Origin of the sequence: Saccharopolyspora galaxeae (assembly GCF_016526145.1) — a bacterium.
Taxonomy (GTDB): Bacteria; Actinomycetota; Actinomycetes; order Mycobacteriales; family Pseudonocardiaceae; genus Saccharopolyspora_C; species Saccharopolyspora_C galaxeae.
This window is the reverse complement of the sequence record NZ_JADDUE010000007.1, coordinates 115,798-137,778: the sequence shown is the minus strand read 5'-3', so window position 1 is coordinate 137,778 and position 21,981 is coordinate 115,798. Positions and strand designations below refer to the sequence as shown.

At 70.3% G+C, this 21,981-nt stretch carries 15 protein-coding genes; 6 read left to right on the top strand and 9 right to left on the bottom strand.

Annotated elements, in window-relative coordinates; translation table 11 throughout:
- Nucleotides 1-85 precede the first annotated feature (85 nt).
- From INP57_RS17275 to INP57_RS17265, 3 genes are all read left to right on the top strand, one after another.
- Complete coding sequence (locus INP57_RS17275) at nt 86-1,597, top strand: DUF7782 domain-containing protein (protein ID WP_307850158.1); 1,512 nt, start codon at nt 86-88, stop codon at nt 1,595-1,597.
- Nucleotides 1,597-2,022: a D-aminoacyl-tRNA deacylase gene (dtd, locus tag INP57_RS17270; protein WP_200071510.1), complete on the top strand. Its 426-nt coding sequence runs from the start codon at nt 1,597-1,599 to the stop codon at nt 2,020-2,022. Before INP57_RS17275 ends, dtd begins: the two co-directional genes overlap by 1 nt.
- Before the next feature lie 429 nt (nt 2,023-2,451).
- Nucleotides 2,452-3,426 (top strand): sigma-70 family RNA polymerase sigma factor, encoded by a 975-nt coding sequence (locus tag INP57_RS17265; protein ID WP_200071271.1) that lies wholly within the window; start codon nt 2,452-2,454, stop codon nt 3,424-3,426.
- Between the two features lie 212 nt (nt 3,427-3,638).
- Here the strand turns inward: INP57_RS17265 and INP57_RS17260 are convergent, their stop codons facing one another.
- From INP57_RS17260 to INP57_RS17235, 6 genes are all read right to left on the bottom strand, one after another.
- Nucleotides 3,639-4,367 (bottom strand): tyrosine-protein phosphatase, encoded by a 729-nt coding sequence (locus tag INP57_RS17260; RefSeq protein WP_200071509.1) that lies wholly within the window; start codon nt 4,365-4,367, stop codon nt 3,639-3,641.
- A gap of 291 nt (nt 4,368-4,658) precedes the next feature.
- A complete protein-coding gene (locus INP57_RS17255; protein WP_295150985.1) occupies nt 4,659-4,997 on the bottom strand; it encodes a hypothetical protein in 339 nt (112 codons plus the stop codon).
- Nucleotides 4,998-5,238: 241 nt separating this feature from the next.
- Nucleotides 5,239-6,123, bottom strand: coding sequence for an alpha/beta hydrolase family protein (locus tag INP57_RS17250; protein ID WP_307850131.1), 885 nt, complete (start codon nt 6,121-6,123; stop codon nt 5,239-5,241).
- Between the two features lie 68 nt (nt 6,124-6,191).
- A complete protein-coding gene (locus tag INP57_RS17245; protein WP_200071270.1) occupies nt 6,192-8,957 on the bottom strand; it encodes a bifunctional acetate--CoA ligase family protein/GNAT family N-acetyltransferase in 2,766 nt (921 codons plus the stop codon).
- Between the two features lie 80 nt (nt 8,958-9,037).
- The gene (locus tag INP57_RS17240; RefSeq protein WP_200071269.1) at nt 9,038-10,213 is read right to left on the bottom strand and encodes an acetoin utilization protein AcuC; all 1,176 of its coding nucleotides are present in this window, start codon (nt 10,211-10,213) and stop codon (nt 9,038-9,040) included.
- A gap of 135 nt (nt 10,214-10,348) precedes the next feature.
- Nucleotides 10,349-11,200: a sulfurtransferase gene (locus INP57_RS17235; RefSeq protein ID WP_200071268.1), complete on the bottom strand. Its 852-nt coding sequence runs from the start codon at nt 11,198-11,200 to the stop codon at nt 10,349-10,351.
- Nucleotides 11,201-11,335: 135 nt separating this feature from the next.
- On the opposite strand from INP57_RS17235, the gene INP57_RS17230 reads away from it, so the two are divergent.
- From INP57_RS17230 to galE, 3 genes are all read left to right on the top strand, one after another.
- Nucleotides 11,336-12,031: an iron-dependent transcriptional repressor DtxR gene (locus INP57_RS17230; protein WP_200071267.1), complete on the top strand. Its 696-nt coding sequence runs from the start codon at nt 11,336-11,338 to the stop codon at nt 12,029-12,031.
- The gene (gene galK, locus INP57_RS17225; protein ID WP_200071266.1) at nt 12,028-13,206 is read left to right on the top strand and encodes a galactokinase; all 1,179 of its coding nucleotides are present in this window, start codon (nt 12,028-12,030) and stop codon (nt 13,204-13,206) included. Before INP57_RS17230 ends, galK begins: the two co-directional genes overlap by 4 nt.
- Nucleotides 13,207-13,275: 69 nt before the next feature.
- Nucleotides 13,276-14,238 carry a UDP-glucose 4-epimerase GalE gene (gene galE / locus INP57_RS17220; protein WP_200071265.1) on the top strand — a complete coding sequence of 321 codons (963 nt, stop codon included), beginning with the start codon at nt 13,276-13,278 and terminating at the stop codon, nt 14,236-14,238.
- 62 nt (nt 14,239-14,300) lie between these two features.
- Here the strand turns inward: galE and INP57_RS17215 are convergent, their stop codons facing one another.
- The 3 genes from INP57_RS17215 to INP57_RS17205 all read right to left on the bottom strand — a co-directional run bounded on the left by INP57_RS17215 (nt 14,301) and on the right by INP57_RS17205 (nt 21,910).
- Nucleotides 14,301-15,398 carry a DUF4192 domain-containing protein gene (locus INP57_RS17215; protein ID WP_200071264.1) on the bottom strand — a complete coding sequence of 366 codons (1,098 nt, stop codon included), beginning with the start codon at nt 15,396-15,398 and terminating at the stop codon, nt 14,301-14,303.
- Nucleotides 15,399-15,503: 105 nt separating this feature from the next.
- Entirely contained in the window at nt 15,504-18,821 is a 3,318-nt protein-coding gene (locus tag INP57_RS17210; protein ID WP_200071263.1) for a phosphodiester glycosidase family protein, read from the bottom strand.
- A 257-nt stretch (nt 18,822-19,078) separates the two neighbouring features.
- Nucleotides 19,079-21,910, bottom strand: coding sequence for a vitamin B12-dependent ribonucleotide reductase (locus tag INP57_RS17205; protein WP_200071262.1), 2,832 nt, complete (start codon nt 21,908-21,910; stop codon nt 19,079-19,081).
- Nucleotides 21,911-21,981: the final 71 nt, after the last annotated feature.

Below are 21,981 nucleotides of genomic sequence, written 5' to 3'. Positions count from 1 at the left end.
TGGGCCCGGGCGGAGCTCGCGCCGGTGCGTGGCGGCACCTCGGTCGGTGCGGGTGCCCCGGGGGCGTGTGAGGATCGAACTCGTGATCCCAGACTTGACGAACGATCGACTCGACCGCCTCCGCGAGGCGTTCCTGCGGATCGGCTACGGCACGGACGGCGTCGTCGACCTGCTCGGCGCGCAGGCGCATGCCGCGCTCAGCCGCGGCGAACCGGAGCCGGCGCTGCGCGCCACCGAAGGCGGCGGACCGCTGGGCACCGCGATCCGGATGTTCCTGCTCGGCGAGGCCGAGCAGGCCGGGGACGTCGAGCAGGCGCTGCACCCGCTGCCGCTCTCCGAGGCGATCGCGGGCGGCCTGCTGGCGGCCGAAGGCGACCGGGTGCGCGCCGCGCTGGACATCCGGCCGCACAGCGCTGGCGAGGACTCGTGGTGGGTGGTCTCGGACCTGGACGCCGACACCCGGCCGGACGGCTGGGCGACCAGCGCCGACCACGTGCTCGGCGTCGGACAAGCGTCGCTGAGCCTTGTCCGGGCCACCTCCCGCCGCCAGGTCGGCTCGGTGCTGGACCTGGGCACCGGCTGCGGTGTGCAGGCGCTGCACGCGAGCACGCACGCGCAGCGGGTCACCGCCACGGACGTGTCGCAGCGCGCGCTGGCACTGGCCGCGGCGACGTTCCGGCTCAACCGCATCGACGTGGAACTCGCCACGGGCGAGTGGTTCGAGCCGGTGCGCGGGCAGCGGTTCGACCAGGTCGTCTGCAATCCGCCGTTCGTCGTCGGCCCGGCGCGCACCGACTACGTCTACCGCGACTCCGGGCTCGCAGGCGACGACGCGAGTGCGCTGATGGTGCGGCAGCTGCCGTCGTTCCTGAACGAAGGCGGTACCGGGCAGTTGCTCGCCTCCTGGCTGCACCGCAAGGGCGAGGACTGGCAGGACCGGGTCGCCGGCTGGCTGCCGCCCGGCGGCGTGGACGCCTGGTTCGTGCAGCGCGACGTCGCGGACCCGGCGCTCTACGTCGGGACCTGGTTGCGCGATGCGGGGTTCGATCCGCGTTCTGCCCTCGGGCGCCGCAAAGCCGCGGAATGGCTGGACTGGTTCGCGGCGAACGACGTCGAAGGCGTCGGGTTCGGTTTCGTCACGTTGCGCCGTGCCGGGTCCGAACGCGGCGAAGTCGTCTGCGAGGACCTGCGGCAGGCGTTCGACGATCCGCTGGGGCCGGAGAGCGATGCGTGGCTGCGCCGGGTCGACTGGCTGCGCGAACACGGCTCCGCGGAAGGATTGCTCTCGGCGCGGTTGATGACCGCGTCCTCCACCGTGCTGGAGGAGTTCGCCTCCCGCGGCGACGAGGGCTGGGAGCGGTTCCTGCACCGGCTGCACCGCACCGACGGTCCCGGCTGGCAGCACGAGATCGACGAGCTCGGTGTGCGGCTGCTCGCCGGCTGCCACGGCGCGATGCCGCTGCGGGATCTGGTCGAGCTGCTGGCGATCGGTTCCGGGGAAGATCCGGAACAACTCGCCGAAGCCGCGGTGCCGATGTTCCGCGAACTCGTCCGGCACGGAATGGTGATCCCGGCGGAATGGGCGGACGACGAGTAATGCGGGCAGTGGTCAGTCGCGTCGCGCGGGCATCGGTGACCGTCGACGGCGCGGCGGTCGGCAAGATCGAAGAACCCGGGCTCCTGGTGCTTTTGGGTGTGACACATTCCGACGGCGCCGAACAGGCCGCCAGAATGGCCCGCAAACTGCACGAGATTCGGGCGTTGCGCGACGAGGAGTCCTGCGCCACCACCGGCGCCCCGATGCTGGTGGTGAGCCAGTTCACGCTGTACGGCTCGACGCGCAAGGGTCGGCGCCCGTCGTGGACCGAGGCCGCCCGCCCTGAGCAGGCCGAACCGGTGGTCGACGAAGTCGTCGAGCGTCTCCGCGAACGCGGTGCGCGGGTGGCGACCGGGGTTTTCGGTGCGGAGATGGCGGTGGACAGCGTCAACGACGGACCATTCACGTTGTTGATCGACGCTTGAATGTAACGCCGGTTCTCAGCAGATCCTCAGACTGCGCGGAGCAACGGATGTGACGGCCGCGACGTCTGCCGGTGGAGAAGTCCGGGAACGAATTCGAGGTCACGTTCGTTTTACAGGTATCCAGCTTCGACAGTCCGGCCCACGGCCGCACACCGCCGCACCGAGCGAAGGCGTGCGGCGCGGCTCGGCCGGGCGCGGAGTGGAGCCACAACACCCAACACGGCGCACCACTCCGAACTGACAGCCCGGACGAGACCAAAGCGGCACCGCTCACCACAACGGCACCGCACCGACCAGCAGACAAGCACAACCGTCCACATACGGAAGGCGTGCCCGATCGGCCCGCAACACCGAGCGTACGCGGACTCGGCACCGCGCAGCCAGCGCCGTGAGCACGCCCGCAAGCCAGCCCGTCAGGGAGGGAGCTCAATGACCGTCCCGCAGACCAACCACCCCACCGATGTCTCCGTCGAGGCGGACCTCGACGGCCAGGGGCCGTCGGCCGACCTGGTCCGGGTCTACCTCAACGGCATCGGGCGCACCGCGCTGCTGTCCGCGCAGGAGGAGGTCGACCTCGCCAAGCGGATCGAGGCCGGCGTCTTCGCCAAGCACGTGCTGGACACGGAAAGCAACGTCGCGCCCGAACGCCGCAGCGACCTGCGGGCGGTGGTGCGCGACGGCCGCACGGCCAAGAACCACTTGATGGAGGCCAACCTGCGCCTCGTGGTCAGCCTCGCCAAGCGCTACACCGGCCGCGGCATGCCGCTGCTGGACCTGATCCAGGAGGGCAACCTCGGGCTCATCCGCGCGGTGGAGAAGTTCGACTACACCAAGGGCTTCAAGTTCTCGACCTACGCGACCTGGTGGATCCGCCAGGCCATCACCCGCGGCATGGCCGACCAGTCCCGCACCATCCGGCTGCCCGTGCACCTGGTGGAACAGGTCAACAAGCTGGCCCGGATCAAGCGCGACCTGCACCAGAAGCTCGGCCGGGAGGCCACCGACGACGAACTGGCCGCCGAGAGCGGGCTGGCGACGGAGAAGGTCGTGGACCTGCTCGACCACTCCCGCGACCCGGTGAGCCTGGACATGCCGGTCGGTGCGGAGGAGGACGCGCCGCTCGGCGACTTCATCGAGGACGCCGAGTCCGCCGACGCGGAGAACGCGGTGATCTCCGGCTTCCTGCAGGACGACCTGCGCCGGGTGCTGTCGACCCTGGAGGAGCGGGAGACGGCGGTGATCCGGATGCGCTACGGCCTCGAGGACGGCCAGCCGCGCACGCTGGACCAGATCGGCAAGGCGTTCGGGCTCTCCCGCGAGCGGGTGCGCCAGATCGAGCGCGAGGTGATGTCCAAGCTGCGCCAGGGCGACCGGGCCGACCGGCTGCGCGCCTACGCCAGCTGAGGACAGCGCCGTTGACACGTGACTTTCGTCACGGAAGCATTCGGCAGTGAACGTTCGCGACCGGTTTTCCGGTCGCTCACCCCGGAAGGCCGGACTCGCCGCAAGGGCGGGTCCGGCCTTTCGCATGCTCGCCCGGTGGTTCAGCGCTTGCAGCGCTGCTCGAGGTTGTGCTCGCCGAGCCCAGCGCTAGCCGCACACAGCGCTGGCCGGACTCAGGATTCAGCGCCCGTCTCGTCCAGGAAGCGCCGCCGCCAGCGCGACAACTCGTCCTCGGTGACCCCGTGCTCGGCCAGCCAGCCCGCCGCGGCACCTTCGTGCTCCTCGAACCGCGACAGCACACCTTCGATGGCCTCCACCGGCGTGGAGATCAGGTCCCGCACGTCCTCCTCGGTGACCCCGGGCGGCAACGCGGGCGCCATCTCCAGGCGTTGCAGCACGCGGAACATGTTCCGATCGGTCCGCACGTAATCCGCGATGATCGCGTCCCGGCGCACGCCCACCGCGCTGAGCAGCATCGCCGAGACGACCCCGGTGCGGTCCTTGCCCGCGGCGCAGTGCACCAGCACCGGCCCGTCCGCTTCCAGCGCGAGCCGGAACACCCGCACCAGCTTGTGCGCGGCCTTGTCCAGCATCAACTCGTAGAGCACCGGCAGCGGATGGTTCACCTCCGCCGAGTGGATGCCCGCCAGCAGCTCGATCTGGTGCACCTGCGCCTCCGCGGCGAGCGGGTGCGCGACCCCGTTGAGTTCGGCGGCATCACGCAGGTCGAGCACCACTCGCGGTGGCCACGCGTGCTCCTCCGGCGCGCGGTCGCCGTTCCTGGGTGCGTCGCTGCGCAGCACCACTCCCGAACGTGTGAGCACGCCGTCCTCGGCGGGGACGCCGCCGAGGTCCCGCAGGTTCACCAGCCCGTCGAGCGCGCCCACCGCCGGATCCGTCATGGACACCCGAGTCCCTCCCATCGATCGTCTCCGACGAACAGCGTCGCAGGTGGGCAGGACCGGCGACAGACCCGACCCGGCACAGCGGTTCAGCAGTGCGTTCGGCGTGGTCGGCGGGCTTGTTCGCGCGATTCCCGGCCCGCAGGAGTCGTTCGCGCGATGAGACGGGCCGGGAGGCGCCCGTCCGGCACCTCCCGGCCCTCGCTACACACCACTCACGCGCGAACGCACTTCTCCCGCAGGAGCCCCACCTCCTGCGGGAGAAGTGCCTGCGGCGCGCAGGTCCGCACGTCAGCGGCGCGGTACCTGCACGTCGCGCTCTTCCAGCACCACGGTGCGCTGGTCCAGCGGCTGGTCCAGTTGGACCGCGACCGGCGGGTGGCGCAGGTCCATCGTGCAGATCCCCGGCGGTTCCGGGGTCTCGTTGACCAGCAGGACCTTCACCTGCTGGGCGTTCTGGTCGGCGACCTCGGCGTGCACCTTGCTGCAGCCGCCTTCTTGACCGGTGGTGACGACGACGTTGCCACCGTCCTGGGTCCACACCCGCGGCGTTCCGGACTGCCCGGGTATGTTGGCCTTGATCAGGTTCGCCGGTACCGGTGTGCGTTCTTGCTGAGGTTTCGGCTGCACCGGTGCCGGAGGTTCCTGCGGTGCGGGCGGCTGCCCACCGAAACCGACGTCTCCTTGCTGTCCGGCGCAGGCGGAAAGCGCTAGAAGCAGGGCGCCTGCGCCCACTGTGGTGTGTAGCGGTCTCATGCCCCGAAGACGGGACCGGGCCGCATCGAGGTTGCTCGGAAATCGGATTCTCCGGACGCGCACTGTGGACCACGACCCATGATCAACGCATCCGCAGGTCGAGCAGTCCCGCCGGTCAGCCGCTTTCGGCCGCCGGCTCGACAGCGGCGGCCGCCGCCCACTCCCCGATCCAGCGGGCCAGTTCGTCGCTGTTGTGCACCCAGGCGTAGTGCCCCAGCTTCGCCGCGCCCGCGATCTCGCACGAGTAGTGCCGCCTGGTGCGCGCGGACCGCGCGGCCTTGCCCGCCAAGTGGTCCACTGAGGACTCCGGGGCGAGTTCGTCACCGTCCATGGTGACCGTCAGCAGCGGAACGTCCGATGCGGCCAGCGCGGCTTCGTAGTCGGTGTCCGAGCCACCGAGGCGGTAGCGGCCGGAACGTCCCTGCCTGGCCCAGTCGCGCATCACCCCGGCCGGCTGCCTGCCGCCGAAGCCGAGCCGCTCGCCCGGCCAGCAGCCCAGCACCGCGGACAACGCGGCGACCACCTGCGTGCCGGCCAGGTTCTTCCACGCGCGGCTGCCCTGGAAGCTGCGGAACCACACCGAACCGGAACCCAGCAGCGTCACGCCGCTCACCCGATCCGGATGGCTCGCGGAGTACAGCAGCGCGACCTGCCCGCCGAGGCTGTGACCGAGCAGGAAACGCGGCGCCTGCGGGAAGTTGCGCGCGACGAGGTCCACGACGGCGCCGGTGTCGTCGATCAGGTCCTGGTACCCGAAGCGGGTGCCGCGCCGCGCGCGGGGCAGCGCCTCCCCCTGCCCGCGCAGGTCGAAGCTGACCACCGTCCGGCCGCGGGCGGCCAGCGAGCGCAGGAACGGCTGGTAGTAGCGGGCGGGCACACCCATCGCGGGCAGCACGATCATCACCGGCGAAGCGGGATCCGCGCCGCGGTGCGCGCGGATCGTCAGCTGATGTTCGCCGGCCTCGACGGTGCCCAGCTCCACGAGTTCCAGGTCGTGCACGGCGGATCTCCCTTCATCGACCGGCACACCATAACCGGAACGCGTCGGTCTCGTAGTGGAGGTCGCTCTCAACGGAGCCGGCGCGGGCCGGTGTCCGGCGCGGCCGACGAGCGGCGCACCGACACCCGCGCACCGGTCACCTGCGCGCCACGGGCCGAGGCAAGCACCGGCTGCAAGGTCAGCTCGCAGACCTCCGGCAGGTCCTCCACCAGCGTCGCGACCCGCAACACCAGGTCCTCCACGGCCGCGAGGTCCGCCGGCTCATCCCCGCGGTAACCGGCCAGCAGCGGAGCAGCCCGTGGCGCCCGGACCAGCGCAGCGACGTCCGCATCGGTCATCGGCACCGCCCGGTAAGCCTTGTCCCCGAGCAGTTCACTGGCCACACCGGACAGTCCGAAGGAGACCAACGTGCCGAACGACGGGTCGTCCATCAGATCGATCACGCAGGAATTGCCGCGATCCGCCATCCGCTGCACGTAGACATCGTCCACTTCGGACATTCGCGCGAGGTCCTGGCAGGCTGCACGCACGGCCTCCGCGTTGATCAGGTCCAGCCGCACGCCCACGAGGTCGCTGCGATGCCGCAGGTGTTCGCCCGCCGACTTCACCGCCACCGGGTAACCGAGTTCATCGGCGGCCGCTGCGGCCTCGTCCGCACCGCGCACTCGACGGAACGGGACCAGCTCGATGCCGTAGCAGCCGAGCAGCTCCACCGCCTCGTCGTCGGTGAGCCGATGCTCGCCGTCGGTCAGCAACCGCTCGACCACATCCCGCGCGCGATCCTCGGCGATGCCCTCGGGCCGTACGAAATGGCCCTGCGGAGCGGCCCGCCAGCGCGCATAGCGGGTGGCGCGCGCCAGCGAGAGCACCGCCCGCTCCGGGCTCGGGTAGGACGGGATCGAACCCCACGCCGCGGAACCGTCCGAGCCGGGAACCGCGAGCTCGTCCGGCACCCCCTCGGCGGCGAGGAACGTGGTGACGACCGGCTTGGTCGCGGTCGTACCCGCTTCCTGCAGCGCTTCTCGCAACGCGCGCGCGTAGGCGGTGCCGGGCACCGCGACCGGCGGAGCGAACACCGCAACCAAGGCGTCCACGTCGTCCCGCAACGCGGCCTCGCGAACGGCGGCCGCGAACTCCTCCGGCTCGGCAGCGGCACCCACGTCGACCGGTTCGCAGGACAACCGCAACCCCTCGGCCTGCGCGACATCCGCGGCCAACATGCCCAGCGCCGAGGAGTTGCCGACGACCGCGATGCGCTCCCCCGCGGGCAACGGCTGGTGCGCCAGCAGCAGCGCGGTGTCGAACATCTGCGCCACCGACTCGACCCGGATCACCCCGGCTTGCTCGAACAAGGTCTGCACGCTGGTCTCGTCGACCTGCACCGAAGTGGCGGCCAGCCCGGCGCGAACCGCGTTGCGGCCCGACTTGACCACCACGATCGGCTTGCTGCGCGCCAGTCGCCGAGCCAGCCGGGCGAACTTCCGCGGATTGCCGAACGACTCGAGGTACAGCAGCACCACGTCCGTGGCCGGGTCGGTCTGCCAGTACTGGAGCATGTCGTTGCCGGACACGTCGGCCCGGTTGCCCGCCGAAACGAACGTGGACAGCCCGAGGCCGCGTTCGGTCGCCGTCGCCAGGATCGCCACGCCCAGCGCACCGGACTGGCAGAAGAACCCGGTCCGGCCGCTTCCCGGCAGTCGCGGCGCGAGCGTCGCGTTGAGCCGGTTGCCCTGGTCGGTGTTGACCACGCCGAGCGCGTTCGGCCCGACCACGCGCATCCCGTGCACGCGGGCGGAACGCACCATGCGGCGCTCGATCTCGCGGCCGTCCGGGCCGGATTCGCTGAACCCGGAACTCACGATCACCAGCGCTTTCACGCCTTTGGCCAGGCAGGCGTCGAGCACCTCGTCGATGCCGGGCGCGGGGATCGCCACCACCGCGAGATCCACGTCGTCCGGGATGTCGAGCACCGACGCGTAGGCGCGCACGCCGCGCACCGAGCGGTGCTCCGAATTCACCGGGTACACCGGGCCGGCGAAGTCCGCGGTGAGCAGGTTGACCAGCACCGCGTGCCCGATCTTGCGATGGTCGGTGGAGGCGCCGATCACCGCTACCGAACGCGGATGCAGCAGGTTGTGCACGCTGCGGGCTTCGGCGGCCTGCTCGCGGGCGCGGGCCACCGCCAGCGACTCCTCGGTGGGGTCGATGTCGAACTCCAGGTGCACGACGCCTTCCTCCATCGCGCGCCGGACCTGGTAACCGGCGTCGCGGAAGACCCGCACCATGGCCGAGTTCTCCGCGAGCACTTCGGCGACGAACCGCCGCAACCCGCAATCCCGCGCGGCCGCCGCCAGGTGTTCGAGCAAGATCGACCCCAACCCGCGGCCCTGGTGCTCGTCCTGCACGACGAAGGCCACCTCGGCCGAGTCCCGCTCGCCGAGCCGGTCGAACCGCCCCACCGCGACGATGTCGTCGCCGAGCAGCGCCACGAAGGCGACCCGGTTGGCGTAGTCGACGTTGCTGAAGCGCTCCACATCGCGCTTGGGCATCCGCGGGTACGGGCCGAAGTAGCGGAAGTAGCGGGTCCGGTCGCTTAGCCTGCCGTGGAAGGAGACCAGCTGGTCGGCATCGGCCGGGATGATCGGACGAAGATGCACGGTGCCGCCGTCGGACAGGACCACGTCGGCTTCCCAATGCCGCGGATATTCCTGCTGCGCGTCCGACCGCGCTTGCGCACCGGAGAATGCGTCCCCGGGCGGGATCCCGGCAGCGCTGACCGGTCCTTGCACCTGCCCGGCATCGGCCGGGTCCTGCTCCGTCGGGCCGCTGCCCATCCAACGATCACCCTTCCAGCCGTCCTGGTGAGCGGTCCCTCGCCACCACCGTCGACACCAACCAGGTAGGTAAGGCCGACTCAGTCCCGGACATCCGCAGGACTCAAACCGTGCAACGGGAACACCTCGTGCCGGGTGTCCCGGATCGCGGTGTCCACCGTGGTGTCGGTGATACCGCTCCACGGCGCGAACGACGGATCCACGTTGTCGGTCAACGTCGTCGGCAGCGGTACGTTCCCGGCAACCCGCAGCGCGTGCGCCAGCCAGTCCTGCGGCAACGTCGTGGCCGGATCGAGGTCCCTGTCCAGGACGGTGGCCAGCAGGTGCGTCCACGCGCGGGGCACGACGCGGTACAGCGAATACCCGCCGCCGCCCAACGCCACCCACTTGCCGCCCGCATAACGCTCGGCGTAGTCACGCAGGCTGCGATAGGTCGCGCGCTGACCGTCCACGGACATCGACAGATCGGCCAACGGGTCTTCCCGGTGCGCGTCGGCACCGCACTGCGTCACCAGCACCTGCGGGCGGAACGCTTCGAGCACGGAAGGAACCACCGCGTGGAAAGCGCGTTGCCAACCGGCGTCGTCCGTGCCCGGCGGCAGCGGGATGTTCACCGCCGTGCCTTCGGCACCCGCACCGCCGGTCTCGCTGGGGAACCCGGTGCCCGGCCACAGCGTGACCGGGTGCTGGTGCATCGACACGGTCAACACCCTCGGGTCGTCGTAGAACGCGGCCTGCACACCATCGCCGTGATGGACGTCGACGTCGATGTAGGCGACCCGTTCCACCCCCATCTCGAGCATTCCGGCGATGGCCACCGAGCAGTCGTTGTAGACGCAGAACCCCGCAGCCCGCTCGGCCATCGCGTGGTGCAGCCCGCCGGAGATGCTCACCGCACGATCGACCTTGCCGGAGACGACCTGCTCGGCAGCGGTCAGCGAACCGCCCGCGATGAGCGCCGCGGCCTCGTGCATCCGATCGAAGATCGGGTTGTCGTCGGTACCCAGCCCGTGTCCGACGTCCCAACCCGAGGTCGGAGCGGACCGCACCGCCGCCAAGTAGTCCGGCCGGTGCACGCGTTGCAACTCCTCGTCCGTGGCAGGACGCGGTCGCAGGGGCTCGACCCCGTCGAGCACGCCGAGTTCGCGCGCCAGCCGCATCGTCAGGTCGAGCCGGACGGGATGCAGCGGGTGCTGCCCGCCGAGGTCGTAGTCCAGGACCGAGTCGTCCCAGACCACCGCGCAGTCGTTGCCCATGGCGGCCGACGCTACCTGCCGTGTGTGCGGCCCCACAGTGGCGAAGGGCACAAGCGATCTCCGGTGTCCCTGCACTGCGCACTACCGCGGCCCTCGGCGCCGCCGCTCGTTGCGACGACCGGTTCGGGTAGCCGCTCAGCCCGGCTCCGGACCGGTCGCTGCGGGCCGCTCCGGGTCGGCTGACCAGTGCGACCAGGAACCCGAGTACAGCGCAGCGGGGTTGTCAGGTCCGCTCAGCCCCGCGTGTTCCAGCGCGAGCAGATTCGAGCAGGCGGTCACGCCGGAACCGCAATAGACACCTACCGCCGAGTCCGCGTCCACCCCGGAGTTCCGGAACCGCTCAGCCAATTCCGCCGGGGATTTCCACCTCCCTCCGGCGGTCACGTTGTGCGCGAACGGCACGTTCACCGCGCCCGGGATGTGCCCGGCACGCGGATCGACCGGTTCGGTCTCTCCTCGGTACCGCTGCGGTGCGCGGGCGTCGAGCAACCTCCCCTCGCGCGCGAGCCACGCGGCACCCTGCTCGTCGACCACCGGCATCGACCCCGGTACGACATCGAAACCGGTCTCCGTCGGCTCGGGCACCTCGGTGGTCACGGGCTCGCCCTGCTCGACCCAGGCGTCGTAGCCACCGTCGAGCACCCGCACGTCCCGGTGACCGGCCCAACGCAGCAACCACCACGCCCGCGCGGCCGCGGAACCGTCGTTCGCGTCGTAGGCGACCACGGTGCGATCGGACCGCACACCGGCGCGTCGCAACACCCGTTGCAGTTCCCCGGCTCCGGGCAACGGGTGCCTGCCGCCCGGTCCCGGTGGCGCGGCCAGCTCGGTGTCGAGGTCGACGAAGACCGCGCCGGGTAGGTGGCCGCGCTCGTAGTCCTGCCTGCCGGGCGGCCCGAGCAGACTCCAGCGGACGTCGAGCACTACCGGGCCGCCGGGCTCGCCCAGCCTCGCGGCGAGCTCGTCGACGGTGATCAACGGGTGCATGCGGCTCCCTCAATCCGAATGCGGACAGCTGCGCAGAAGAACCAGTCGAACAGCAGAAACGGCCGACCCGAAGCCACCGACCCGCGGTAGTGCCACGGGACTAGAATCGTGGTGGGACTGCAACGGGGAGCCAGCGTGAACGATCTCATCGATACCACCGAGATGTACCTTCGCACCATCTACGACCTCGAAGAGGAAGGGGTCGTCCCACTGCGCGCCCGGATCGCCGAACGCCTGGAGCAGAGCGGGCCGACGGTGAGCCAGACCGTGGCGCGCATGGAACGCGACGGGTTGCTCGCCGTCGCCGAGGACCGGCACCTCGAGCTCACCGAAGCCGGGCGGAGCCGGGCGATCCGCGTGATGCGCAAGCACCGCCTGGCCGAACGCCTGCTGGTGGACGTCATCGGCCTGGAATGGGAACACGTGCACGACGAGGCGTGCCGCTGGGAGCACGTGATGAGCGAGGCGGTGGAACGCAAGCTCGTCACCCTGCTCGGCAACCCGGCGACCTCCCCGTACGGCAACCCCATCCCCGGCCTCGACGAACTCGGCATGGCCGTGTCGGCACCGTCCGCCGAAACCGATCTGCAGCGCGTCGACGAGATCGCCCGCCGCGGTGGCGGGCGGGCGCTGGTGTGCCGCATCGCCGAGCACGTGCAGCTCGACCCCGACCTGATGAGCGAGCTCAAGGAGGTCGGGCTGATGCCTTCGCACGAGATCGAGATCGTGCCGGTCACCGGCGTGAACAAGCCGATCGAGGTCAAGGGCGCCAAGGGCGGCACCAAGCTGACTCCGGGCATCGCGCACGCCGTCCTGGTCCGCGCCAGGTGAGCCCGGCCGAACACGCCGCCGACGCCTTCGGCGGCGAGCACGGACGCGCCCCGGAACGGGTCTGGTCGGCACCGGGCCGGGTCAACCTGATCGGTGAGCACACCGACTACAACGACGGCTTCGTGCTGCCCATCGCGCTGCCGCACCGGATCGCGGTCGCAGCGTCGGCGCGTTCCGACGGCGCGCTGTCGGTCGCCTCGCTGGGTGACGACGGTGTGCTGCACCGCGCCGGGCCGATGCGCGTGCCCGACCTCGCTCCCGGCTCGCCGGCGGGCTGGGCCGCTTACCCCGCCGGCGTCGCATACGCGCTGCACGGCCAAGGCATCGACGTTCCCGGTGCGGACCTGGTCATCGCCGGTGACGTGCCCGCGGGCGCCGGACTGTCCTCTTCGCACGCTCTGGAATGCGCCGTAGCGCTGGCGCTGCTCGACATCGCCGGTCGGCCCGCCGGGGCGCCGGGCTCCCCGTCGACAGCCGAGATCGCCCGGTGGGTGCAGATCTCGGAGAACGACTTCGTCGGCGCCCCCACCGGCCTGCTGGACCAGACCGCGTCGTTGTCCTGCACCGAAGCGCACGCGCTGTTCTTCGACGTTCGTTCCGGGGAGACCACGCAGATCCCGTTCGACACCGATTCGGCCGGCTTGGAACTGCTCGTGATCGACACGCGTGCGAAGCATTCGCACAGCGACTCGGGCTATGGCGAGCGCAGGCGAGGCTGCGAGCGCGCTGCGGAATTGCTCGACGTCAAAGCACTGCGCGACGTCTCCTCCGGCGAGCTGGACGACACCCTGCCCGGTCTTCCCGAGCAGCTGCGGCCGCTGGTACGGCACGTGGTCACCGAAAACGACCGGGTGCTGGCAACCGTCACCGAGCTCAAGGCCGGAAACCTGGCCGCCATCGGGCCGCTGCTGACCGCATCGCACGTGAGCATGCGCGACGACTACCGGATCTCCTGCCCGGAACTGGACATCGCAGTGGACGCCGCGCTGAACGCCGGTGCCTTGGGAGCGCGAATGACCGGCGGGGGATTCGGCGGATCCGCGATCGCGCTGGTAGCTGCCACCGAGCGGGAGCGAATCGGCCAGTCCGTGTTGGACTCCTTCGCCGAGCACCGGTTGCAGAGGCCCCGGTTGTTCACCGCGACCCCGGCGGCCGGCGCCGGCCACGACCGGTAGCCTCGCCCGCTCCCGCCCGCCCCGCGGCAGGCGGGGCGAGTTCACCTTCGTCGGAAAGGCAGAAACCCCGTGAAGCTCCTCGTCACCGGTGGTGCGGGATACGTAGGCAGCGTGTGCGCCGCCCGGCTGCTGGAGAACGGCCACGACGTGACCGTGGTGGACGACCTCTCCACCGGGCACGCGGACGCGGTGCCCGCCGGCGCCGAGTTCGTGCAGGCCGACCTCGCCGACACCGCCGGGCAGCTGCTCGCCGACGGCTACGACGGGGTTCTGCACTTCGCGGCGAAGTCGCTGGTCGGCGAGTCGATGCAGGATCCGGACAAATACTGGCAGGGCAACGTGGTCACCTCGTTGCGACTGCTGGAAGCGATCCGCGAACACGGCACTCCGCGGCTGGTTTTCTCCTCCACCGCTGCGACCTACGGCGAGCCGGAAAGCGTGCCGATCCCGGAGGACGCGCCAACCCGCCCCACGAATACCTACGGGGCGACGAAACTGGCGATCGACCACGCCATCAGCTCGTACGCCACCGCGCACGGGCTGGGCGCGACGAGCCTGCGCTACTTCAACGTCGCAGGCGCCCATGGCGCGTTCGGCGAGCGGCACACCACCGAGACGCACCTGATTCCCATCGTGCTGCAGGTCGCGCTCAGCCTGCGCGAGCAGGTCCAGATGTTCGGCGACGACTGGCCGACCGCGGACGGCACCTGCGTCCGCGACTACATCCACGTCACCGACCTGGCCGACGCGCACCTGCTCGCGCTGGAGCACACCCGCCCGGGAGAGCACCGGGTCTACAACCTGGGCAACGGGACGGGCTTCTCGGTGCAGCAGGTGGTCGAGACCTGCCGGGAGGTGACCGGCCACCCGATCCCGGCGGCGGTGGCGCCGCGCCGGGCGGGTGATCCCGCGACGCTGGTGGCTTCCAGCGACCGCGCCCGCAGCGAACTCTCCTGGCAGCCGAAGCACGCGGATCTGGGCGTGATCGTGCGGGACGCGTGGGAGTTCGCCCGCGGTCGGAACGCGGGCTGAGCGGATCGGCCCGATCCCGGCTCGGTCGGGCCGGCACCCGACGCCGCCGTGGTGGTAGCGGCTCATGAGAGTTCGTCCTCGTCGATCGTGAGCTTGGCGTCCTGGATAGCGTCCCGGGTGAGCGACTCCAAGTGCTTCGGCGGCACCCCGGCGTCCAACGCACCCCGCAGCAAGCAACCCAACGGGTGCTCAGGCCTGCAGGACTCGATGCGTTCCAGTGCGACACCGGCAAGCGCGCCCTCCCCGCGCAGGTACGCCGAGAAGGCCAGCATGGCGGCCACCTCCGCGACCTCGGGAGCGGGAGCTTTGCGCACCAAGGTCAGCCAGAGCTGCTCGGCGGCCATCGCGTTGTCCCCGAGCGCCGCGCTCAAGCACAGGTCGCGGACGCGGCTGTCGGACAACGCCAGCAGCACCCGGAGCTGATCAAGCTCGGTGAGTGCCTCGTTCGCCGCTGTGCGGGCGACCGCGCCGAGTACGAGCTCGACGTCCTTGCGAGCTCCGGCGGGTTCCCGCGCGGATTCCTCGATCAGCTCGTTGAGCTTCGCCGACCAGCGCGCCGACAACTCCTCGGATTCCGGCGCGACGAGCCGCTCCAACTCGCTTCTGCTCTCGAACGTGACCGCGCCGGACGCGGCCAGCGCAGCGCCCATGGCCGAGCTTTTCGGGTCGGGAATCTTGCCGCCGCAGGTCGGGTCGTCGTAGCACTGCCACGATCCGCCCGCCCGCAACCGCGGCGTCCACAGCAGGTGCCAGATCGAGAACCCGGCCTCGCGGAAGGCTCCTGCCAGGACCCCGGCCAGGCCGCTGTACGGCAGCGACCCGGCCTCGCCCGCCGCGTGATCCGTCGGCGGCGCGGCTCCCGGTTGCCCGTCCGCGTCGTCCGGTTCCCGGCCGTCGGTACCGACGATCACCAGCAGGACCGCGGTCGCGTCCTGCCTGGCCAACGGCCCTTTCACCAAGTATTCGGCCAGCGCGGAGTGGTTCTCCGATTCCGGCAGGTCGATTCGCAGCGTGACGCCGCAGGCGGCCGAGGTGTCGCTCGTTTCGTGCAGCGCTACCAGCACCAGCGACTGGGAAGGGGTGAAACCGAGCAGGTGCGGCACGGCGGCCAGCACGTCCGCGGGGTCGCCGAGCCGAACGGAATGCGTTGAAGTGGTCATGCCCAGAACATCGGTGCCCGAACTGGATGCGGCGCAGGGTCGATTCCGAGATCTGTGGATGGATCGAGACCCTGTGGACGGAATCGCCGAACAAGAACGGAAAACTCACCGACGGGTGACAGTGAATCCGGCTACCTGCCTAGCCCCGTTGACGTGCACGCTGAGTGCACCACGTCCCGGCCGGAGCCCGGTGAGCCGTCCCGAGTCCGGGTCGAACGCCGCCACGGCTCCAGGAAATGCCTGCTCCGGCGGCCCGATGAACACTTCCGGGCTACCCTGCCAATCGGCGCTCACCGGGTACCGCACCGGAACGGCCCGATCACCTTGGAAAAGTTCGGCCGTTGTGGGCACCGAAGCACCGACCTCGACGTTCGCGGGCGCAGCGAGCTCAAGCCGGTCCACGTTCGGCTTCGTTTCCCATCGCACACCGCGCGGTCCCGTTCGCAACAGACTCCAACCGGTGAAGCCGCCCGACTCGGGTGCGGTCGCCGGGGCTTTGCCGGAATTTCCGTTCACTTCCAGCGACACGCCATCCACTGTGGACGAATGGAAGGTACCTGCGTGCGCGGCGACCAATGCCGCCGATTTCCCGGAGGAACCTTCGAAATCGGCGAGCCAGCGGTTCAGCAGCGCAGCTTCCTTCGGGTCCGCGAGCCGCGAAGCGTCACCGGCACCCGGGTCGTCCAACGGATGATGCAGAAACACCGCCACCGAACGAATCCGTGGGTCTCGCCGCGCTTGGTCGAGCGCAGCACGCAGCATCCGCACTTGCTCGAAGCCGCCGCCGAGCAGCGCGCCGGAGGAGGAATCCAGCGACACCATCCGAGTCCCGGCGACGTCGGCAACCCGCTGCGGTGCCCCGAATTCCGCGGTGAACTCGCGCAGATCGCCCGGTCCGTTCGCTTCGTGGTTGCCCGGCACGTAGAACCACGGGACACGATCACCGACCTCGGAGTCGATGAGCCGCCGCGCCAGGTCGAAGTCGGCAGCAGTGCCCCGATCGACGAAGTCACCGTTGATTACCAGCGCATCCGGCCGAGTCGCCACCGCCTCCCGCAACGCGCGGCGAGCCTGCTCGACCAGCGGGCCCGCCGGGTCGTCCGCGGTGAACTGGGCATCGCTGACCACGGCGATCCGGGCAGCGCCCGGAGCCGGCCGCAACGTCCCGTCCTGCACGACGGAACGATCCTGCGGCTGGGGAGTGACCGGAACGTCCACTTCGGGCGCGACCGAAGCGGTCAGGTCGTCGAAGACCAACCGCCCACCGTACTGCCGGGCGTCGTCCGTCTCGACCGCGTACAAGCGCTGCAAGCGCAGCGGTCCGGACGCGCCGGCCGGAATCGGCGCCTGCACGTACCGCCAACCGGTCCAGTCGACCTTCTCCGTCAGGTCCACCGTGGTCGCAACGCCCGCAGGATCGAGCAGCGTGCCACGCAGCCGCGCACCCCGGCCGTCACCGTTGACCCACACGCCGACCTGCTGCGTGCCGTCCGGCAGCGGCAAGGCCGACTCGGCGTTGACGTAGGCGGCCCTGGTCGAGGTACTGCCGGTCAGCGAGTAGTCCAACGCCAGCCCAGGAGTGCCCGCCCGGCCTTCGCCTTGCGTCAGCGAAGCACCTACCGGCTGCGGGAACCCGCTCGGCCGCCACCCACCGACATCGTCCATAGTGGACAGCGACTGGGGTTGCGCACCCGTCGTCACGCCCAAGTGGGTAACCTTGTCGCCGACGCGCGCGGTCACCACCGCAGAAGCCGAAGGTGACAGCGCAGTCACCGCGAAACCGTCCCGGTCCGGCTCGATCCGCACCGCATTCGAGTCGTATTCGAGGCGCACGTCGGCGGGTTCCACCCACGTTCCGAAGCCGTCCGCATCGTGCCCGAGAATCTGGAACCGGTCGCGAGCACCTTCCCCGGCCAGCCGGACACGCCCGACGCTCGGAGACAGCCGCACGGGCGGGCCCAACACCGTCAATTCGGCGGACCCGGAGGCGGCTGCACTGTGCGCGGTCACCTCCGCGGTCCCGGGCAGCCCACCCCGCAGGACACCGTTGTCGATCCGCCCTCTTCCCGGAGTCACCGACCACTCCGGACCGGCGGGAACCGGCGCACCGGTTTCGTCGTGCCCGTGCGCAGCGAAGCGACGGCTCAACCCGGACAACACCCGCCCACCACCGGGCTCCACGCGGAAACCGCGCAACCGGCCGCTTCCGGGTGCTGTCGAGAAGCCGAGCCCATTGGGCACCGGGCGCAACTCGCCCTCCGACGGCGAGTTGCGAACGCCCGGAGCGCTGCCGCCCTCCGGGCGCGCCAACAGCGTCGACGAACCCCCGCCATCCAGGTTGATGGCGTCGTCCGCGCCGAGCCGTCGCAACTGCTCGGCGAGTTCGAGTTCGGTCATCCCGCGGCTGGCGGCCTGCCGACCATCGATCGTGACCAGCCACATCCGTTGTCCATCGGCCGAGAACCCGGCCGCGGTCCGCGGGTGCAGCGCGGTGTCGTCGACCTGCTGCACCGCGCCGTCGCGCAGCAGAACCTTGTTGCCGCCCACGGCGACATCCGGTTCATCACCCGACGTGCGGGGCCGGTAGTGCACGCCCACCCGTTCGCCGACGCGCACGGTCGCCAGTTGATCGGCGCCGGCTCCCACCCCGAGCAGACGGACCGAACCGCGCGGTACCGGCCCTTCGGCCGGGGCAGGGCTCACCCGCGTGACCTGGTCACCTGCGACCTCCACCTCGGTCACCCGGTGCGCTCCGTCCACAGCGGACCGGCGGGATGCGTCGCCCCAACGCGGCGTGTACAGCGCAATGCCGTCGTCGGAGACCTTCGGGACGTTCAAGTCGGTCACCCGCGTGCGCCCACCGTCCGCGCGAGTCAGCTCCGCCTCGAGGAAGAGCTGCATCAGCCGCCCCGCGCGCTGCCGCCCGCCGACTGCGGCGACGTCGTTGTTCCCGGCCTCGGGGGCGCTGAGCAGCTCACCATCGGACATGGCAGGACCCAGCGGCGCACCGGAGGCGTCGATGTCGAAGAAGTCACCGTTGACGCCGGCAACAGCGCCCGAACGCGCGGCTTGCTCGGTCAGCGGGCTGCGCATCGAAGCACTACCAGGGCTCAAGTACTCGGGACGCAAGCCGGGTTCGGAGAGCTCGGCCGTCAGCACGTCGCCGCGCAGCCAGCCGTCCGGCCCATAGCGCTCGAACTCCGTCAGGCTCAGCCCGGGCGCTACCGGTGAGGTGTTGCGCGCCGTCTCGACTCCCTCGGACCGATCTCGGCCGCCGGCGCGGACGCTGACCGGGCCCTTCTCCAGCACCGAGGCGGCAGGACCGTCCTCCACCGGCGGAGTCGGCACCGCGGCCGAAGCGTTCGGCACGCTGAGCCCACCGGCCAGCACGACTCCCGACAGCACCACTGCGAAAGACCGCAATCCGCCCTCCCGACGCCGGAACACCGGCGCACCAGCAGATCGCAGGACGGCGGCCGACAGCGAGCGAACAGCTGAACTACACCCGAACAGCCGATGCCGATCACTCGGCGCTGTTGCACGGACTGCTGATCATGCCGAAACGCGCGACGGGCCGAAACGCGCATGGGGGAGTCGGCCGCGACGGCCGACTCCCCCATCAGCACCGGGACGTATCGGCGCCGGTGCTCGATCTCGCGTTGGACGCTGCGATTCCGGCCTCAGCTGCAGCCGGAGGTGGAGCCGCAGCCCTCGCACAGGTAGCAGGACCCGGACGGGCGCATCTTCGTGCCGCAGGTCATGCACAGCGGCGCATCAGCGGCCTTGCCCAAGCGCAGCTCCAGCAGCTCGGTCGAGCTGCCCGCGCGGTGGTCGTCCTCCTGCGCGGGTTCCTGCGCCTGCGCCGCCGGGTAGTCGACGGTGGAACGCATCGTGTCCAGGTCGACCGAACCACCGCCCGGCTCCGAGTCGTAGTCCGAAGTCTGCGCCGTGCGCTCCTCGTTGGTGAAGATGCCCAGCTGCGCCCGCTTCTCGTACGGCAGGTAGTCCAGCGCCAGCCTGCGGAACAGGTAGTCCAGCACGCTGCTGGCCATCCGCACGTCCGGGTCATCGGTCATGCCCGCCGGCTCGAAGCGCAGGTTCTGGAACTTCGAGATGTAGAACTCCAGCGGGATGCCGTACTGCAGACCCACCGAGATCGACATCGAGAAGGCGTCCATCACGCCGGACAACGTGGAGCCCTGCTTGCCGAGCTTGACGAAGATCTCGCCGAGCCCGTCGTCCGGGTAGGACCCGGCGTGCAGGTAGCCCTCGGCACCGCCGACGGTGAACGACACGGTCTGGCTCGGACGCTTCTTCGGCAGCCGCTTGCGGACCGGGCGGTACTCGATCTGCTTCTCGACGGCCTTGTCCGACTCGCCCTGCTCGCCCTTGCCCGCCGAGAGGGGCTGGCCGACCTTGCAGTTGTCCCGGTAGATCGCCAGCGCCTTCAGGCCCAGCCGCCAGCCCTCGAAGTAGATCTCCTCCACATCGGCGACGCTGGCCTGCTCCGGCATGTTCACCGTCTTCGAGATGGCGCCGGACAGGAACGGCTGCACCGCGGCCATCATCCGCACGTGCCCCATCGGTGCGATCGCCCGCTGGCCCATGGCGCAGTCGAACACCTCGTAGTGATCCGGGCGCAGCCCGGGGGCGTCGATCACGTGGCCGTGCTCGGCGATGTACTCGACGATCGCCTCGATCTGCTCTTCCTGGTAGCCCAGCGCCTTCAGCGCGCGCGGCACCGTCTGGTTGACGATCTGCATGGAGCCGCCGCCGACCAGCTTCTTGAACTTCACCAGCGCCAGGTCCGGCTCGACCCCGGTGGTGTCGCAGTCCATCATCAGGCCGATCGTGCCGGTCGGAGCCAGCAGCGACGCCTGGGCGTTTCGCCAGCCGTGCCGGGCGCCGATCGCCAGGCCGTCCTGCCACACCTTCGTCGCCAGCTTGTGCACCGCCACGTCGTTCTGGTGGTAGGTGCGTACAAGGTCGTTGGCCGCCGCGTGCTTGCGCATCACCCGCTGGTGCGCCTCCGCGTTGCGCGCGTAGCCCTCGTACGGTCCGACCGCACCGGCCAGCTCCGCGGAACGCTTGTAGGCGGTACCGGTCATCAACGAGGTGATCGACGCAGCCAGCGCTCGCCCGCCGTCGGAGTCGTAGGCGTGGCCGGTGGCCATCAGCAGCGCGCCCAGGTTCGCGTAGCCGATGCCGAGCTGCCGGAACTTGCGGGTGGTGTCGCCGATCGACTCGGTCGGGAAGTCCGCGAAACCGATCGAGATGTCCATCGCGGTGATGACGAACTCGACGGCCTTCTCGAACAGCTCCGCGTCGAAGGTCAGGTCCTCGCGCAAGAACTTCATCAGGTTCAGCGAAGCCAGGTTGCAGCTGGAGTTGTCCAGGTGCATGTACTCCGAGCACGGGTTCGACGCCGAGATCCGGCCGCTCTCGGGCGCGGTGTGCCAGTCCTGGATCGTGCCGTCGTACTGGATGCCCGGGTCGGCGCTCTCCCACGCGGCGTGCGCCATCTTGCGGAACACGTCACGACTGCGGACGTCTTCGACGACCGAGCCGTCGGTGCGGGCACGCAGCCCGAACCGACCGTCGCTTTCCACCGCACGCATGAACTCGTCGGTGACCCGGACCGAGTTGTTCGCGTTCTGGTACTGCACCGAGGACATGTCCGCGCCCCCGAGGTCCACGTCGAACCCGGCGTCGCGCAGCGCCCGGATCTTGTGCTCCTCCTTGGACTTGGTCTCGATGAACTCCTCGACGTCGGGGTGGTCGACGTCCAGGATGACCATCTTCGCCGCACGCCGGGTGGCCCCACCGGACTTGATCGTGCCCGCGGAAGCGTCCGCGCCGCGCATGAACGACACCGGCCCGGAGGCGGTGCCGCCGGAGGACAGCAGCTCCTTGGACGAACGGATGCGGGAGAGGTTCAGGCCGGCCCCCGAGCCGCCCTTGAAGATCAGGCCCTCTTCCTTGTACCAGTCGAGGATCGACTCCATCGTGTCGTCGACGGACAGGATGAAGCAGGCCGAGACCTGCTGGCGCGAGCTGGTGCCCACGTTGAACCACACCGGCGAGTTGAAGCTGAACACCTGGTGCAGCAGCATCCAGGTCAGCTCGTGCTCGAAGATCTCCGCGTCCACCTCGGTCGCGAAGTAGCCGTGCTGCACGCCGCTGCGCACGTACGTCTTCACGACCCGGTCGATGAGCTGCTTGAGGCTGTGCTCACGCTGCTCGGTGCCCTGCGCCCCCCGGAAGTACTTGCTGGTCACGATGTTGACCGAGTTCAGCGACCAGAACTCGGGGAACTCGACTCCGCGCTGTTCGAAGTTGACCGAGCCGTCCCGCCAGTTGGTCATCACCACGTCGCGGCGTTCCCAGGCAACCTCGTCGTAGGGGTGCACCCCCTCGGTGGTGTAGACCCGCTGCACCCGGATGCCCTCGGTGTGGGCACCTGTCTCCGGCTCCCCCGTTGCACCGACCGGGCCGTCCACGGTCTCTGTCATGACCTGTCCCTCTTCCCTGTTGCTCGCTCGTGCATTCCCGCCGCCGTCCGGTCTCCCCGTCCGGGTCGGTC